The 15,770-nt window shown below is 63.3% G+C and carries 11 protein-coding genes; 4 read left to right on the top strand and 7 right to left on the bottom strand.

Features of this window, described 5'->3' with window-relative positions; translation table 11 throughout:
- Window positions 1–2: 2 nt before the first annotated feature.
- The 3 genes from AC3FLX_RS28685 to AC3FLX_RS28675 form a co-directional block, all read right to left on the bottom strand.
- Window positions 3–3,194 carry an efflux RND transporter permease subunit gene (locus AC3FLX_RS28685; RefSeq protein ID WP_488700717.1) on the bottom strand — a complete coding sequence of 1,064 codons (3,192 nt, stop codon included), beginning with the start codon at window positions 3,192–3,194 and terminating at the stop codon, window positions 3–5.
- Between the two features lie 104 nt (window positions 3,195–3,298).
- Window positions 3,299–4,537 carry an efflux RND transporter periplasmic adaptor subunit gene (locus AC3FLX_RS28680; protein ID WP_488700716.1) on the bottom strand — a complete coding sequence of 413 codons (1,239 nt, stop codon included), beginning with the start codon at window positions 4,535–4,537 and terminating at the stop codon, window positions 3,299–3,301.
- 229 nt (window positions 4,538–4,766) lie between these two features.
- Complete coding sequence (locus tag AC3FLX_RS28675; protein WP_488700715.1) at window positions 4,767–5,642, bottom strand: alpha/beta hydrolase; 876 nt, start codon at window positions 5,640–5,642, stop codon at window positions 4,767–4,769.
- Between the two features lie 369 nt (window positions 5,643–6,011).
- On the opposite strand from AC3FLX_RS28675, the gene AC3FLX_RS28670 reads away from it, so the two are divergent.
- Entirely contained in the window at window positions 6,012–6,938 is a 927-nt protein-coding gene (locus AC3FLX_RS28670) for a LysR family transcriptional regulator (protein WP_488700714.1), read from the top strand.
- A gap of 81 nt (window positions 6,939–7,019) precedes the next feature.
- On the opposite strand, the gene AC3FLX_RS28665 is transcribed toward AC3FLX_RS28670, so the two are convergent.
- Window positions 7,020–8,273, bottom strand: coding sequence for a M20/M25/M40 family metallo-hydrolase (locus tag AC3FLX_RS28665; protein WP_488700713.1), 1,254 nt, complete (start codon window positions 8,271–8,273; stop codon window positions 7,020–7,022).
- Between the two features lie 106 nt (window positions 8,274–8,379).
- Between AC3FLX_RS28665 and AC3FLX_RS28660 the strand changes: the two genes are divergently transcribed.
- Complete coding sequence (locus AC3FLX_RS28660; protein ID WP_488700712.1) at window positions 8,380–9,471, top strand: GlxA family transcriptional regulator; 1,092 nt, start codon at window positions 8,380–8,382, stop codon at window positions 9,469–9,471.
- Between the two features lie 3 nt (window positions 9,472–9,474).
- On the opposite strand, the gene AC3FLX_RS28655 is transcribed toward AC3FLX_RS28660, so the two are convergent.
- Complete coding sequence (locus AC3FLX_RS28655) at window positions 9,475–10,206, bottom strand: BON domain-containing protein (RefSeq protein ID WP_488700711.1); 732 nt, start codon at window positions 10,204–10,206, stop codon at window positions 9,475–9,477.
- 651 nt (window positions 10,207–10,857) lie between these two features.
- Between AC3FLX_RS28655 and rpoD the strand changes: the two genes are divergently transcribed.
- On the top strand, window positions 10,858–12,855 hold the full coding sequence (gene rpoD / locus AC3FLX_RS28650; RefSeq protein WP_488700710.1) for an RNA polymerase sigma factor RpoD: 1,998 nt from the start codon (window positions 10,858–10,860) through the stop codon (window positions 12,853–12,855).
- Window positions 12,856–12,955: 100 nt separating this feature from the next.
- Here the strand turns inward: rpoD and AC3FLX_RS28645 are convergent, their stop codons facing one another.
- Window positions 12,956–13,159 carry a cold-shock protein gene (locus tag AC3FLX_RS28645; RefSeq protein ID WP_488700709.1) on the bottom strand — a complete coding sequence of 68 codons (204 nt, stop codon included), beginning with the start codon at window positions 13,157–13,159 and terminating at the stop codon, window positions 12,956–12,958.
- 264 nt (window positions 13,160–13,423) lie between these two features.
- On the bottom strand, window positions 13,424–14,281 hold the full coding sequence (locus AC3FLX_RS28640) for a LysR substrate-binding domain-containing protein (RefSeq protein WP_488700708.1): 858 nt from the start codon (window positions 14,279–14,281) through the stop codon (window positions 13,424–13,426).
- Between the two features lie 166 nt (window positions 14,282–14,447).
- Between AC3FLX_RS28640 and AC3FLX_RS28635 the strand changes: the two genes are divergently transcribed.
- Window positions 14,448–15,767: a DUF3422 family protein gene (locus tag AC3FLX_RS28635; RefSeq protein WP_488700764.1), complete on the top strand. Its 1,320-nt coding sequence runs from the start codon at window positions 14,448–14,450 to the stop codon at window positions 15,765–15,767.
- The last annotated feature ends 3 nt before the right edge of the window (window positions 15,768–15,770 follow it).

The following is a 15,770-nucleotide window of genomic DNA, read 5'->3' as shown; positions in this document are numbered from 1 at the left end:
CATCATTCTGCGGACGCCACGGCTTGCGAAGCCGACACATCCGTCGCAACCGCTTCACGACGCTGGCGGCGCGTGGCCAGCAGACGCAGGGCCACATAGAACACCGGCGTCAGGAACAGGCCGAAGAACGTCACGCCCAGCATCCCCGCGAACACGGCCACGCCCATCGCATGGCGCATTTCCGCACCGGCACCGGTCGAGATCACCAGCGGCACCACACCCATGATGAACGCGAACGACGTCATCAGAATCGGGCGCAGACGCAGGCGGCTAGCTTCGATCGCGGCCTGAACCACGGTGCGGCCCTGGTGCTCAAGCTCGCGGGCGAACTCGACGATCAGGATCGCGTTCTTCGCCGATAGCCCCACCAGCACGATGAAACCGATCTGCGTGAAGATGTTGTTGTCACCACGCGTCAGCCAGACACCGGTCATGGCGGCCAGCAGGCTCATCGGCACGATCAGGATCACGGCCAGCGGCAGCGTCAGGCTCTCGTACTGGGCAGCCAGCACCAGGAACACCAGCAGCACGCACAGCGGGAAGATCCACACACCCGCGTTACCGGCCAGGATGTCCTGGTAGGTCAGCTCGGTCCATTCGAAGCCGATGCCCTTGGGCAGCGTTTCCGCGGCGATACGCTCGGCGGCAGCCTGCGCCTGGCCCGAAGAGAAGCCTGGAGCCGGACCACCGTTCATGTCGGCAGCGGTAAAGCCGTTGTAGCGCGTCACGCTATCCGGGCCGAAGCTCTGCTTGACCCGCACCAGCGACGACAGCGGCACCATTTCGCCGGAGCTGCTGCGTGCCTTCAGCTGCAGGATGTCCTCGGCATGCTGACGGAACTGCGCATCCGCCTGCACCTTGACCTGGTACGTACGGCCGAACTTGTTGAAGTCGTTCACGTACGACGAGCCGAGGTAGGTCTGCAACGTCTCGAACACGTCCGTTACGGGCACGCCCAACTGCTTGGCCTTGGTGCGGTCCAGCTGCACGTCGAGCTGCGGCACGTTCACCTGATAGTTGCTGAAGATGCCAGCCAGCTCAGGCGTGGCGCGCGCCTTCGTCATGAACGCATTGGTCGCGTTGAACAGTTCGTCGTAACCCAGCGCGGCACGGTCCTCGATCATCATCTTGAACCCGCCGATCGTGCCCAGGCCCTGTACCGGCGGCGGCGGGAACACGGCGATGAACGCGTCCTGGATCGAGCCATACTGCTTGTTCAGGTCCGCGGCAATCGCGTTACCGGACAGCTCCTTGCTCTTGCGCTTGTCGAACGGGTCCAGCGTGACGAACACGATGCCGGCGCTCGGGCTGTTGGTAAAGCCATTGATCGACAGGCCCGGGAAGGCAACAGCCGATTCCACGCCCGGATGCTTGAGCGCGATGTCCGACATGCGACGGATCACGTCTTCGGTACGGTCCAGCGTGGCGCCGTCAGGCAGCTTGGCAAAGCTCACCAGGTACTGCTTGTCCTGCGCCGGCACAAAGCCCTTCGGCACCATCTGGAACACGCCCCAGGTAGCCACCAGCATCACGGCGTAGACGCCGAACACCGAGCCCTTGCGGCGGATCACGCCCTTCACGCCACGGCCATAGCTATCGGAGCTGCGGCCGAAGAAGCGGTTGAAGCGGGCAAAGAAGCCACCGAACACGCGATCCATGCCGCGCGTCAGCCAGTCCTTGGGCGCGTCGTGGCCCTTGAGCAGCAGCGCGGACAGGGCCGGCGACAGCGTCAGCGAGTTGAACGCCGAGATGATCGTCGAGATCGAGATCGTCAGTGCGAACTGCTTGTAGAACTGGCCGGTCAGGCCGGTCATGAACGCCAGCGGCACGAACACGGCGATCAGCGTCAGGGCGATGGCGATAATCGGACCGCTCACCTCGCGCATGGCCTTGTAGGTGGCCTCCTTCGGCGATAACCCTTCCTCGATGTTCCGCTCGACGTTTTCCACGACCACGATCGCATCGTCAACCACGATACCGATTGCCAGCACCAGCCCGAACAGGCTCAGCGCGTTGATCGAGAAGCCGAACGCATGCATCAGGCCGAACGTACCGACGATCGACACCGGCACCGCCAGCAGCGGGATGATCGATGCGCGCCACGTCTGCAGGAACAGGATCACCACCAGCACCACGAGCGCGATGGCCTCGAACAGCGTGTGCACCACGGCTTCGATCGAGTGACGCACGAACTGCGTGGGGTCATAGACGATGCTGTAATCCACGCCTTCCGGCATGTTGGCCTTGAGTTCGGCCATCGTCTTGCGCACGTCGTTCGAGATCTGGATCGCGTTGGAACCCGGCGACTGGAAGATCGGCAGCGCCACGGCGGACTTGTTGTCCAGCAGCGAACGCAGCGCATATTCCGACGCCCCGAGTTCGATACGGGCGATGTCCTTCAGGTACGTGACCACACCATCGGGCGAAGTCTTGACGATGATGTCGCCAAACTCCTCCACGGTCTGCAGACGGCCCTGCGCGTTCACCGACAGTTGCAGGTCGGTGCCCGGCAGCGACGGCGACTGGCCGATGACACCGGCCGCCACCTGCACGTTCTGCTCGCGGATGGCGCGCACCACGTCGGACGCGGCCAGGCCACGCTCGGCGATCTTCTCCGGGTTCACCCAGACACGCATCGAGTAGTCGCCCGAGCCGAACATCTGCACCTGACCCACGCCCTGGATCCGCGCCAGGCGGTCCTTCACGTTGATCAGCGCGTAGTTGCGCAGGTACGTCATGTCGTAGCGGTCGTTCGGCGACACCAGGTGGACCACCATCGTCAGGTCAGGCGAGCTCTTGACCGTGGTGATACCGAGCCGGCGCACGTCCTCCGGCAGGCGCGGCTCGGCCTGCGAGACGCGGTTCTGCACGAGCTGCTGGGCCTTGTCCGGGTCCGTGCCGAGCTTGAAGGTCACCGTCAGCGTCAGGTTGCCGTCGCTGTTGGCCTGCGAGTTCATGTAGAGCATGTCCTCGACGCCGTTGATCTGTTCTTCCAGCGGCGTGGCCACGGTCTCGGCGATCACCTTCGGGTTGGCGCCAGGAAACTGCGCGCGCACAACCACCGACGGCGGTACCACTTCCGGGTACTCCGAGATCGGTAACTTGAACATCGAGATGGCGCCGATCAGGAAGATCAGCACCGACAGCACGCCCGCAAAAATCGGGCGATCGATAAAGAATTTCGAGAGATTCATCTTGGTCTCGGCGAAAGCACTCCCCCTGGCCGTCCGCTCGCCGAGCGGACGCCATGTACAACTTCAGGGGGAAATTTCAGTTCGGTGTGTCTGGGCGGCGACGCTCAGCTCACCTTGGCCTTGTCGGCTTTACCCTCTTCCGCGGCCTGCTTGCGGTCGGGGGTGTTGCCGCGCGGCTCAAGCTCGCTGCGATAGGCCATTGCCACCGCCTTCGGTGCCACGGTGTCGCCGGGGCGCACACGCATCAGGCCGTTCACGACGATGTTCTCGCCCGGCTGCAGGCCCTTGCGGATGACGCGCAGTCCTTCGTACGTCGGTCCGAGTTCAACTTCGCGGTACACGAGCTTGTTGGCCTTGTCGACCACGAGCACGAACTTCTTGCCCTGGTCCGTGCCAATGGCGCGGTCGTTGACCAGCACGGCCGGATGCGGCAAACCGCCACCGAGCTTGACCTTGGCGTACAGACCCGGCAGCAGGCGGCCATCCTCGTTGTCGAACACGGCACGCACGCGGATGGTGCCGCTGCGCGTATCGAGCCGGTTGTCGATCGAGTGGATCTTGCCCTTGTGCGGGTTGCCGTCTTCGTTGGCCAGGCCCAGGAACACCGGCAGGTCATTCTTGCCACCGCCAGCGCCCGGCGCCGTGTAGCGCAGGTAGCTCTGCTCGTCGACGTCGAAGCTTGCGTACACCGGCGAGACCGATACCACCGACGTCAGCGGCGGCGAAGCCGCGCCCGCTGCCACGAGGTTGCCCACCGTGATTTCCGCACGCGATACCTTGCCCGCCACCGGTGCGACGATGCGCGTGTAGCTCAGGTTCAGCTTCGCCACTTCCAGCGCGGCTTGCGCACCGCGCACATCCGCCGACAACTCGCTGGCGGCGTTGATGCGTTCGTCGAACTCGCGGCGCGAAATCGCGTTGTCGTCCAGCAGGCGTTGCGCGCGGGCCTTCTCGGTCTGTGCATGCGAGGCACGTACCTGTGCCGCGGCCAGCGCCGCTTCGGCGCGGGCCACTTCAGCAGCGTACGGGCGCGGATCGATCGTGAACAGCGGATCGCCCTTCTTCACGATCGAACCTTCGCGGAAATGCACCGTTTCGATGGTGCCGGAAACGCGCGGACGGATTTCCACGCGGTCCACGGCTTCGATGCGGCCCGAGAACTCATCCCATTCGGTGATGGTCTGACCAACCGCCGCCGAAACTTCCACTGCCGGTGCCGGCGGCGGGGTGTTGGCCTGTGCTTCCCCGCCGTGCCAGGGTTGCAGTACCGAGGTTGCCACGCCCGCCCCAAGAATTGCCACGATGGCAAAGGCGATCAGCGTGCGTCGAGACTTGTAATTCATCTTTCTTCACTCCGTGTTTTCGTCGGGTTTCTTCAACTGGAAAAGCAAAACTCTGGGCCGAACGCCTCCCGCCGGCTCCAATGGGCCGGAAAAACGGGAACAACAAGGGGTCCTCCGTCCCGAATGGACGGAAGCAAAGCCACTACAGGGGTGCCAGCCTCAAAGGGCGCTGGCGGGAGAATCCGGCACCGTCACAGCAATCACGGTACCGGCCGGCGTTCGGACCGGATTACGAGGCGTCGTCAGCCTTGGCGAAACTTTCGCGCAGGAACCGCGCACCTTCTTTGACCCATGCCTGACACATCTCATGGGACTGTTCGACCCCGTCGCCACAGGCGCCGGGCATGATCAGGGCCCTGGCCGGAATCCCAGCCTTGGACAACTTCGCGGCGAAGGCTTCGCCCTCCGCGCGCAGCGCATCTTTTTCCGCCACCTGCACCAGCGTCGGCGGCAGACCAGCCAGCCGCGAAGCCAGTGCTGGCGCCGCATACGGGTGCACGCTGGCGGCCGGCGTCGGCAGGTAATCGCGATAGTTGCAGGCCAGCTTGCGCAGCATTTCCATCGGCACCTGTCCGCCGGACGACGCGTGCTGCAGGCACGGGTCGGTCACCGGCCGGATCAGCCATTGGCCCGCCGGCTGCGGCAGGCCGCGATCGCGCAGCATCTGCGCCGTGGCAATCGCGAGATTGCCGCCGGCCTCTTCACCTACCAGGGCAAAGCGCTGTTTGTCGACCTTGAGCTTCTTGGCCTGCTTGAGCACCCACGCCACCGTGTTGACCGCATCTTCGGGCGCTGCCGGGAATGGGTTTTCAGGCGCCAGCGAGTAATCGGGCGTCACCACCACGGCCGGGACCGACTCCGCCAGATCCCGCACCAGTTCCTTTGCGGCTTCCACGCCACCGTCGACAAAGCCGCCCGCATGCAAATAGAGCATCCAGGGCAACAATGGCGTACCGGCGCTCACAGGCCAATAACCTGCGGGGTAACAGACGCACACCGTCATTTCCCGCTCGCCGCTGGACACCACGTGCTGGACCACGAATGCCTCGCCCTGTTCTGCGGCCGGTTGCGCGGCGGAACTACGGGGAGTCGTGGTCTTGGTCATGGTTGTCAGGCGACCGGCAAAGGCCGTCGATTACTGTATTGCGATGCAGCGAATTATGGTGATTGACAACTGTGGGATAAAGCGAGCTATTGCCAATGCACTGTTTCTGCGTTGGAATAATCGCTGAAGTGAACCCACATGGCTTGAAATGGATACCAGAAATGTGATTCACTCCGGTCCTTCGGCATCTGCGCACTTGGGGAAACAGCGCAAGCGCCGACGCCCCAACCCCCACCCGTCCCCGCTCCGGCCGCCACTGGCGGACCGCCGGCAGCAAATCCAGGCCGCGCACTTGACATGCAGCGGACCCGATCCCGCCAGACATCCTTCGGAACGTAGCCCGGTCTTACTCCTTTCGAAAGCAACATCATGGATCGTCTTGTCTCAATGCAGGCATTCACACGGGTGGTGGATGTCGGCAGCTTTGCGCGCGCGGCCGAGTCGCTAGACCTGCCCAAGGCCACGCTCACCCGCCTGATCCAGAACCTGGAAACCCATCTTGGCGTCAAGCTGTTGCACCGGACCACGCGCCGCATCAGCGTGACCACCGACGGCGCCGCCTATTACGAGCGCTGCGTGCGCATTCTTGCGGACGTGGAAGAAGCGGAGCAGTCGCTGACGCGCCACAACAACTCGCCGCGCGGCACGCTGGCCGTGGACACCACGAGCGGGCTGGCGCAAATGGTATTGATGCCTCAACTGCACGACTTCTTCAATGCATACCCTGAACTGAAACTTGAACTGACCATCAACGGCAAGCCAATCGACCTGCTCAAGGAAGGCGTGGATGTGGTGCTGCGGGTAGGTGCACTCGACGAGGCGATGGTGGCCCGCCGTATCGGCCAGGTGAAACTCGCGTTCTATGCGTCGCCGATCTATCTGCGCCGCTTTGGCACGCCGGGCGACCTGACCGAGCTGGCCCAGCACAAGGCCGTGAACTTCCTGTCGAACCGCACCGGACGTGAAACGCCGTGGACGCTGATCCGCGGCGGCGAGCGTACCGAAGTGCTGCTGCCCTCGGTCATCTCCACCAACGATGCCGATGTCTACCTGGGATGCACGCTCGAAGGTCACGGCATCGCACGCATTTCGCGGGCAATGGCCGAGCCGTATATCCATAGCGGGCGGCTCGTGGAAGTCATGGCTGACTGGCAAACCGATGAACTGCCGATCTCGGCGATGTATCCGCAGAACCGGCATCTGTCGGCCAAGGTGCGTGTGTTCGTGAACTGGGCGGCCGAGATTTTCTCGCGCCACCCTCACTTCGGCGCCGCACCCCAGCAATTGGCGGCCTGATGGCTCGCTGATGGATGGCTCCCTCCCCCGTTTCGCGGGGCGAGGGAGTCGTTTGCGTAGTACCGCGGTACTTTTCCCGCCTTAGTTCTTTCCAATCTCCTGCAGCAGGCGCGTCATCAGGTACAGCCGCGGCACGATCGAATCGAGTTCCACGTATTCGTCGCGCGCGTGGTAGCCGAAGCCCGACAGCCCGAAACTCTCCAGCACCACCGCCTTGCCCGACCGGCCCGCAAAGCCGGCGTCGGTACCACCGCCGGTACCCGGAATCAGGATCAGCGAGCGCCCATCCATCTCCGCGTAGATCTGTTGCGCGCGCGCCGCGAGTTCCTTCGAGCGCGCATCAGCCACATAGGCCGGGCGGCCTTCCTCCATCGCCACGGTGGTTTGCGTCTCGGGAACCAGATGGCTCGCGTTGACCTTTTCCTGCAGCGCGGTCTGGAGCTTCTGCGCGGCGCCGCCGATGGTCACGCGGACGTCGCCAACCGCGCTTGCGCTTTCCGGAATCTGGTTCAGCGGACCGGTGGTCTTGGCCTGCGTCCAGTTCATTTGCGAACCCGGTATCAACTTGGCCGTGTCCCGCGTCTGCTGCATCTGGTAGGCCAGTTCGAGCAGCGCATTGCGGCCCAGCTCGGGCGCGGCGCCCGCGTGCGATGCCCGGCCCTTGACCTGCATCGTCGCCGTGGCGGTGCCCGCTGCCGCCAGCAGCAGCGACTCGGACTTGGCGATCGACTTGGCAACGTTCGGCTCGCAGGACAGCACCACGTCATGCTGCGCGGCCAGCGCGGCGATTGTTTCTCCCGAGCCAAGCGAGCCGATTTCCTCGTCCGGGTTGAGCAGCACGGTGATCTGCGCGTAGTCCTTCCAGCCCTGCGCCTTGAGGATGTCCAGCGAGTGCAGGATCACGGCCAGACCGCCCTTGTCGTCGGCAATACCGGGGCCGTAGAGGCGGTTGCCATCCTCGCGGATCGGCTGCGTTGCGAGGATGCCCGCCGCGTACACCGTATCCATATGGCCGATCAGCATGATCTTGCGCTTACCCGTACCGGTCAGCGTCGCCTTGACCATCGGCGCGGCACTGGTCGTCATCGATAGCCGCTCCACCTTTGCCCCCGCGGCCTGCAGCCGTTGCGTCGCGTAGTCGGCCATGCGCGTCAGGCCCTGGATATTGGCGCTGCCCGATTCGATCGACACCATGTCCTTGAGGGATTGCACCACCGCGGGCTGGGCCGCACGCGCGGCGTCTAGCAGGGCCGTATCGGGGCCGGCGGCCACGGCGGCGTTGCAGGATGCGGCCACAGCGGCGGCAATGGCAAGGCGGCGAAAGGAAATCGGCATGTTGTCTCCAGTTGTTTATTGGCAGTGTTATGGCACTCCAATGTAGCGCTTGCGCTATCTGCAAGGGAGGTCCAATATCGCCAATCCTGATGCCGATTCCGCCACCATGCCCCCGCAGAACGCGCAGCTCGCCCCGCTCCACGTCAAACTGCTCTGGCTGCCCAGCGCCATGCCAGGCACCCTTTTTACCGCGCTCGACGTCCTGCGCACCGCCGCCGGCGTGGCTCAGCTCCAGCAGCCGGGCGCGCCGGCACAGCTCACCTGGGAAGTCATCGGCGGCAACGGGCGGCCCTTGCCCGTCGACCTGCCCGGCCTGGAAAGCTCGCGCCGGGGCGCGCCGCGCCACGCGCAATCCCTGATCGTGATACCGGGCCTGATGGCCCCCAGCGCGCCGCGTCTGGGCGAACTGGCCACCAATGACACCGTCACGCAGCGCATGCTCGCGCGCCACATGGACGGGGGCGGCTGGCTCGCATCAACCTACACGGGCGTGGCGTATCCCCTGATGCTGGGACTACTCGATGGCGCGCGCTGCGGCGCGCCGTGGATGTTCCAGAGCTGGTTTGCGCAGCGGTTTCCGGCGTGCGACCTGTCTTCCGACGAACCAATGGGGCTGCACGGACGTGTGTTTCATTGCGTGGCGCCCGCCCTGCAGACCGAACTCATGCTACGTGTGCTGGGACACCTGCATGACCCGGATCTGGCGCAAACCGTGGCCCACCTGCTGCTTTATCAGCAGGAGCGGCAGCAATGGGTGCCCGAACTCGTGTCGCAGCGCTGGCTGGGCAAGACCGCTGACAGCCCTGTCTATCGTGCCATCGGATGGCTTCAGGCCCATGTTGGCGAGCCCTACCGCCTGGAGCAAGTGGCACGCGCCGCGGCGGTCAGCGAACGTACGCTGTTGCGGCACTTCCGGCAGGTCACGGGCCGCACGCCGCTCGATTACCTGCACCGGCTGCGCGTGGAGCGTGCACGCATGCTGCTGGAAGTGACCCTGCACGGCACGCATGCGATTGCCGAAGCGTGCGGCTATAGCGATGCCGCCGCGTTCCGGCGGCTGTTCCAGCGAACCATGCAGATGTCGATGTCGGAATATCGAACGCGCTTTGCGTTGCGCACGCGGCGCCGCTACTGGCGGGTGGAAGACCAGGCGGCGCGCGTCGGAGAGGCATCCCTTGAAACGGATGCCGGAGACTGAGTACTAGCTGCTCAGGGTGATATGGTTGATGACGTTTTCCACACCATGCACGTACCATGCGTCGCGCTCCACCTGCTTGCGCGCGCCTTCGCTCGACGCATAGCCATCGAGCGTCACCACACGGCCCTCGGTACGCACCCGGATGCGTGAGGCATCGACGAACGGATCGGTTTCCAGCACCAGCTGCAGCGCCTCGCTCAGTTCCTCGTCGCTGTCGGCCTCTGCCGGCGCCACCACGATGTCATTGATCACGTTGCGACAGCCGCGCGACCACCACGCGATCACCCCGGCCAGACGCATGTGGGACAGGCTGATCACCTGACCGCTGAGCATCACCGCCCCGTCGTGAACAGCCACCTCGATCCAGCCGCTGCGCTCGCCCACGGCCTCGCGTACCGGCTCCAGTTGTCCTTTCACCTTTGCACAGATCTTGCAATTACGGAAATCGATCGCACTCAACAGCCGCTCGCACACGGCTGCACGCAGGTCGCCGTCGCCAACCATCGGGCCGGCATGAGCGATGCGCAAATGGTCGATCACGGTGGTTACGCCGTCCACACGGCGCAACTGGGCTACGGCACGCGTCTTGTCCATGACGTCGACCACCTCGCCCTCCAGAATCAGGGCGCCGTCGGATAGCCTCAGGTGAATGGTGGGATGGAGTTGATGGCCCTGATATGGCACATGCGCCAACGCGGCTCGCGCCTGCGTCAACACCGCTTCGCTACTCAGCATGATGTGTGTCTCCCCATTTGACGTGGAGATGGGTGGGAAGCGCGCCCCTGCCTGCAAGCACGCGTAGCGCGGTGCGGCATGGCGCCGCTCCACACACGCATTATAGGAAGGGGGCGGACAATTTTGCCGCCCCTGGCAGGCCGCTGCATCTTGAGGCAGTTGGCGTTTCAAGCGGCCGTTGCACCGGGGTCCGGCACCCGGCCGGGTGCTTTGGAGGGCCGCCACGTCCCACAACGGCACCGGCTTTCAAAAGGCGCCCCCCGCCCCCATATCCAGACCTTCGGCTTTGACGAGATAAAGGTTGGACGGCAAAGATGGTGTAGAACGAGGGTGGGAAGGCTAATTCGTGGAAATGTGACTGCTGATGACCTCGAGGGCATCAATCACACCAAAGTGCAGCTGCCTCCAAGCCCGAGACTGCCCTTTTCGGCAGTGATTGGCAGCAAGGACACGCCATACCCTCAACGCATATTGCGGCGCACAAGGACATCCCGTATCATCCGCGATTCCCCATTTTGCGCACACCGGATTTTGCGGGAGGCGTTTTGCCTTGACTGTACGTGCGCCCCTCCACGATTTCGCTCGCACCCGCAGGCTCGACCCACTGTCATGTCCGCGACAAATCGTCGGCCATCCGTCCAGGAGAAAGTATTGGCAAATCCGCTTCGCGACGCTTCAGCACCCCGCAAGAACCCGGCCACGGCAAAGGCTGGCCGCCCCAAGTCGGCAGGAAAATCCGTTGCGGCTGAAACACCGCTGGACATCGCATCCAAGGCGCGCCTGGACGAGGAGCGCCAACGCCAGATGCGTGCGCTGATCGCGCTCGGCCGTGAGCGTGGGTATCTCACTCACGCCGACATCAACGATCATCTTCCCGACAATGTGACGCAAACTGCTGCGATGGACACCATCGTCAGCACGTTCAGCGACATGGGTGTGTCCGTGTACGAGCAGGCGCCGGACGCGGAAACGCTCCTGCTAAGCGACTCCTCGTCCGCCGCCGCATCCGATGAGCAGGCAGACGAAGAAGCCGAGGCGGCGCTGTCGACGGTCGACTCGGAATTCGGCCGCACGACCGATCCGGTCCGGCTGTACATGCGCGAGATGGGCGCAAGCGGACTTCTGACCCGGGCAGGCGAAATCGAGATCGCAAAGCGTATCGAAAGCGGCCTGCAGGACATGATTCAGGCTATCGCCACGTGCCCATCGGTTGTCGCGACGATTCTTGCCGATGTGGATCGCATCGTTGCCGGCGAAATGAGCATCGACGAGCTGGTCGACGGCATCAGCGACGACACCGCCGAAGGTGAAGCAGCTGAACCGCAGCTGGCTGCCGATGAAGCCGAAGTCGAAGCCGACGCCTCGGACGATGAGTCCGAAGAGGGCGACGACGACGAAGCTGAGGTCGTGGATACGGAGAAAGCCGACGCGGCCCGACTCGAACAACTGACTGCCGATGCGCTGGCGATTTTCGCGCGCGTGCGTGAGCTATTCGAACAGTTGCCCGATGCACCCGTAACGGGCAAGGCGCGCCAGGCAACCATTTCGAACGTGCGCACGCAGATCCAGCGCGAACTCGTGCCCATTCGCTTCACGGCCAAGACGATCGACCGCCTGTGCGCCAGCGTGCATGACCAGGTCGCCGAGGTTCGTGCGATCGAGCGCAGCCTCCTGGATATCGCCGTCGAACGCTGCGGTATGCCGCGCGAGACATTTATCGAGTCCTTCCCCGGCCATGAGACCGACCTGGAATGGACTGCCCGGATGGTGAAGACGTCGCAGGACTTTGGCGCGGCGCTGGAACGCCATCTCCCGGCCATCCAGGCTGGCCAGCAGAAACTGATCGCCATCGAGACGAAGGTTTCGTTGCCGCTGCAGCAGCTCAAGCAGATCAATCGCCAGATGAACGCCGCCGAGAAGACCATGCGGCAGGCCAAGCGCGAGATGACGGAAGCCAATCTGCGTCTCGTGATCTCGATTGCCAAGAAGTACGTCAACCGCGGCATGCAGTTTCTGGATCTGATCCAGGAAGGCAATATCGGTCTGATGAAGGCAGTCGACAAATTCGAATACCGGCGTGGCTGGAAGTTCTCAACGTATGCCACGTGGTGGGTCCGGCAGGCAGTCACCCGTGCGCTGGCCGATCAGGCGCGGACGATTCGTGTGCCGGTTCACATGATCGAGACGATCAACAAGCTGAACCGGATTTCGCGCGAGATTCTGCAACAGACGGGCCAGGAAGCCGATCCTGCCGTCCTGGCGGAGCGCATGTCGATGTCCGAGCAAAAGGTGCGCGATATCCTCAAGATCGCCAAGCAGCCGATTTCGCTTGAGACCCCGGTAGGCGACGACGACGCCACACTGGGCGACATGATCGAGGATGCCTCCGCGAGTTCGCCCGCCGAGGCCGCAATTCGCGTGAATCTGCGCGCAGCGATCGATGAAGCACTTGACGCGCTGTCGCCACGCGAGGCCAAGGTCTTGAGGATGCGATTCGGGCTCGATATGGCCACGGATCACACGCTGGAAGAGGTCGGGAAACAGTTCGACGTGACCCGGGAGCGGATCCGTCAGATCGAGAGCAAGGCGATGCGCAAGCTGCTGCACCCAAGTCGGGCAGACAAGCTACGGGCGTTTCTCGAACGTTGAACTTCGGCGCGAGCGCGCCTTTCAGTGGACTGCAACAGATCCGCAGCGATCACGCATCGGCATGATCGCTGCTTGGACCCGATGCACTACGGCGGGGAAATTACAGCGGCTTGATGCTGCCTGCCTGCTTGCCCTTAGGGCCTTGCTTCACTTCAAAGCTGACCTTTTGGCCTTCTTGAAGCGACTTGAAGCCGTTGCCTTGAACTTCGGAGAAGTGTGCGAACAGATCGTCACCGCCGTCGTCCGGCGAGATGAAACCAAAACCCTTCGCATCGTTAAACCACTTCACAGTACCGGTTGCCATTTTCTAAATATCCCAACAAAAGCTAGATGTAGATTGATGCCGTCGGCATTCGCCAGACGTGCAGCTATCTTGTATCACAGTTAAGCCGCCGCCGCCAATTGGGTTTATTTTGAGGTCCTTGGCCCACACGGCACCCCGTGAGGCCCCGGATTGGCTCGCCGCGCGTCAGATTTCGACCAAACGGCGCCACGACCCTGCGGAATTCCGCCGCGAACCACCCTCCCCCTGCGCGCATGCACACCCGGGCGATCGGCAGCCCCACCGTCACGAACCGGACTGAAGATCCTCGAAAATCTGTTCCGCGAGGAAATCACAGGGTGGACGCCTGGACTTGGAACTGCGCGCCAGAATCAACTCCAGCGGAGGCAAGTCGGGCAGTCCGTGAGACCGTCCGAGCGTTGTGAGATGGGGCGGGATGGCACACTTGGCCAGCGCCGCAACGGCCAGGCCGGCATCCACCATGCTGAGCAAACCCAGCAGGCTCGGGCTTTCATACGACGTGCGGTGCGGGATTTTTGCGCGGTCGAGACTGCGAATAGTGTTTTCCCTCGCAACACTTCCCGGCATAAACACGGCAATGGGCAACGGCCTGTCCTCCCAGATGCGAGGACCGTTTGCCTTGGCCGCCCAGGCCATCGGCTCATGTCGCAGAAAATCGCCAGACAACCCTTTCACCCGCGTTCCGCAGGCCAGGTCCACCGTACCGTCCTTGACCAGCGGCCCCAACGCGCTACTGGGTAGCCCCATCACCTGAATTTCCACCTTCGGATACGAAGCGGAGAACTTCTTCAGCACGGAAGGTAGAAGCGAAGACGCGTAGTCGTCGGGAACCCCAATGACGACCTTGCCTGTCACCTCTGGCCGCACAACGGCGGCCCAGGCTTCATCGCGGAGCGCCAGCATCCGCCGCGCAAATCCCAGCAGTACTTGCCCCTCGTGCGTCAATGCGACGTTGCGCGCCCGCCTGACGAAGAGCTGCCGGCCCAGCGACTCTTCCAGGGCCTTGATCTGCATGCTGACGGCGGACTGAGACCGGCTGACCGCTTCGGCGGCCCGGCTCATGTTGCCCGTTTCGGCAATGGCGACCACGGTCGCCAGCACATCATGATCCAACGACTTCATAGGTATCAGGAAAACTGAAAGTAACGATCAATATTATGCGATTTCATTGTCGGAATGCCCATGCGATATTGACGACCATGAACCGATGAGAGACGGGCTCTTCCTTTTGAACACCCGCCAACGTTAAGCGGACACAGGCATGGAAATCTCTGGCACCCCCACGTCATTGCTCGATCATCCGCTGCGCGCAGCGCTGGCCGCCGAACTGCACGCCCGTCCGTTTCTCCGGCTCAAAGGCAGTGCTTCCATCACGCATTACGCCATCTACACGGAAAACAGGCCGGACGTGCATGACCAGCTCCTGCGCTCGCTGTGCGCCGAGACGGGGATGGCGGCGCCTCCCGATGGCGCCCGACACTATGCCGAGCAGTCTGCCTTCGGGTGGCACCTGAAATGGGAACGGCACACCGAATTCTCGACGTTCACATTCGTCGCGCCACGCAACGACCACGCCTATTTCGACGATCTCGCCATCAAGGGTGTTCCGCCTCAATGGCTGGAAACGCTCTGCGGACTTCGATTTCACGCATTGCAAATGGAATTGCTTTCCGCCGGTGCTGGCGAGGCGGTCTGCAGCCACCTTCGTGACTGGCTGGCCGGGCCAATGATCGTCGGCAGCCAGGTGCTCGATGGCGGGAAAGTCTTCAGCGATTGGACGATCGGCGCGGACGGTCACATGCGCATCGTCGCCATCGACGACGATTTTCGGGAAGAGCAAGGCGGCCGGTTGCTCCAGAGGCTCTACGAGATTGAAACCTATCGAATGATGGCGTTGCTCGCCCTGCCCGTCGCGCGAAACATGAGTGTCGACCTGGACGATATTCATGCCTCGCTTCAAGCGCTGATGCGCAAGATGGATGCGCAACGCGCCGGCGTGAACGACGCCGAGTTACTGGTCAGCTTGACGGAGCTGGCCGCGCGCGTGGAATCGCTTGCCGAGCATGGCGTGCGCTTCAGCGCCTCCTGGGCTTATGAGCGGCTTGTGCTCGCGCGAATTCAGGAACTGCGTGAACAACGGATCGAGGGTATGCCCATGATCTCCGAATTCATGGAGCGCCGCTTTGGCCCCGCGATGGAGACGTGCAAAAGCGTCTGGATGCGGCATGAGCAGCTGGCGGCACGCATCGCTCGCGCGGTCGACTTGCTGCGCACCCGGGTCAACCTCACCCAGGAGCGCGACGTCACGCGGCTGCTCGCCGGACTCGATCAAACATCGCGCAACCAGCTGAACCTGCAGCACGCTGTCGAGGGTCTTTCCGTTGCAGCGATCTCGTATTACGTCCTGTCGCTTGCCGCGGCTGCCTTCAAAGCCCTGCACGTCATGAAATTGCCCATCGACCCCGAGCTGGCCGAGGGGCTTCTGATTGCACCGGTGATTCTGGCCGTCTTCACGATCACCAAGCGCAGCCGGGCCCGCCATTCGCAGAGCGTGCGCGACGCTCACAGCATCGGCGCGGTCAAGCAAGCGTCCACACAGATTTCCTGAACC

It is taken from the genome of Cupriavidus sp. 291-E7 (genome assembly GCF_057798835.1).
This window is presented reverse-complemented; position numbering and strand designations above follow the sequence as displayed.

What these genes read in the sequence shown, in the direction of transcription:
- AC3FLX_RS28665 (WP_488700713.1), bottom strand. Translation starts at nt 8,273, where the DNA reads ATGCCGATTTCCTTTCGCCGCCTTGCCATTGCCGCCGCTGTGGCCGCA.
- AC3FLX_RS28680 (WP_488700716.1), bottom strand. Translation starts at nt 4,537, where the DNA reads ATGAATTACAAGTCTCGACGCACGCTGATCGCCTTTGCCATCGTGGCA.
- AC3FLX_RS28685 (WP_488700717.1), bottom strand. Translation starts at nt 3,194, where the DNA reads ATGAATCTCTCGAAATTCTTTATCGATCGCCCGATTTTTGCGGGCGTG.
- AC3FLX_RS28670 (WP_488700714.1), top strand. Translation starts at nt 6,012, where the DNA reads ATGGATCGTCTTGTCTCAATGCAGGCATTCACACGGGTGGTGGATGTC.
- AC3FLX_RS28675 (WP_488700715.1), bottom strand. Translation starts at nt 5,642, where the DNA reads ATGACCAAGACCACGACTCCCCGTAGTTCCGCCGCGCAACCGGCCGCA.
- AC3FLX_RS28640 (WP_488700708.1), bottom strand. Translation starts at nt 14,281, where the DNA reads ATGAAGTCGTTGGATCATGATGTGCTGGCGACCGTGGTCGCCATTGCC.
- AC3FLX_RS28645 (WP_488700709.1), bottom strand. Translation starts at nt 13,159, where the DNA reads ATGGCAACCGGTACTGTGAAGTGGTTTAACGATGCGAAGGGTTTTGGT.
- AC3FLX_RS28655 (WP_488700711.1), bottom strand. Translation starts at nt 10,206, where the DNA reads ATGCTGAGTAGCGAAGCGGTGTTGACGCAGGCGCGAGCCGCGTTGGCG.
- AC3FLX_RS28660 (WP_488700712.1), top strand. Translation starts at nt 8,380, where the DNA reads ATGCCCCCGCAGAACGCGCAGCTCGCCCCGCTCCACGTCAAACTGCTC.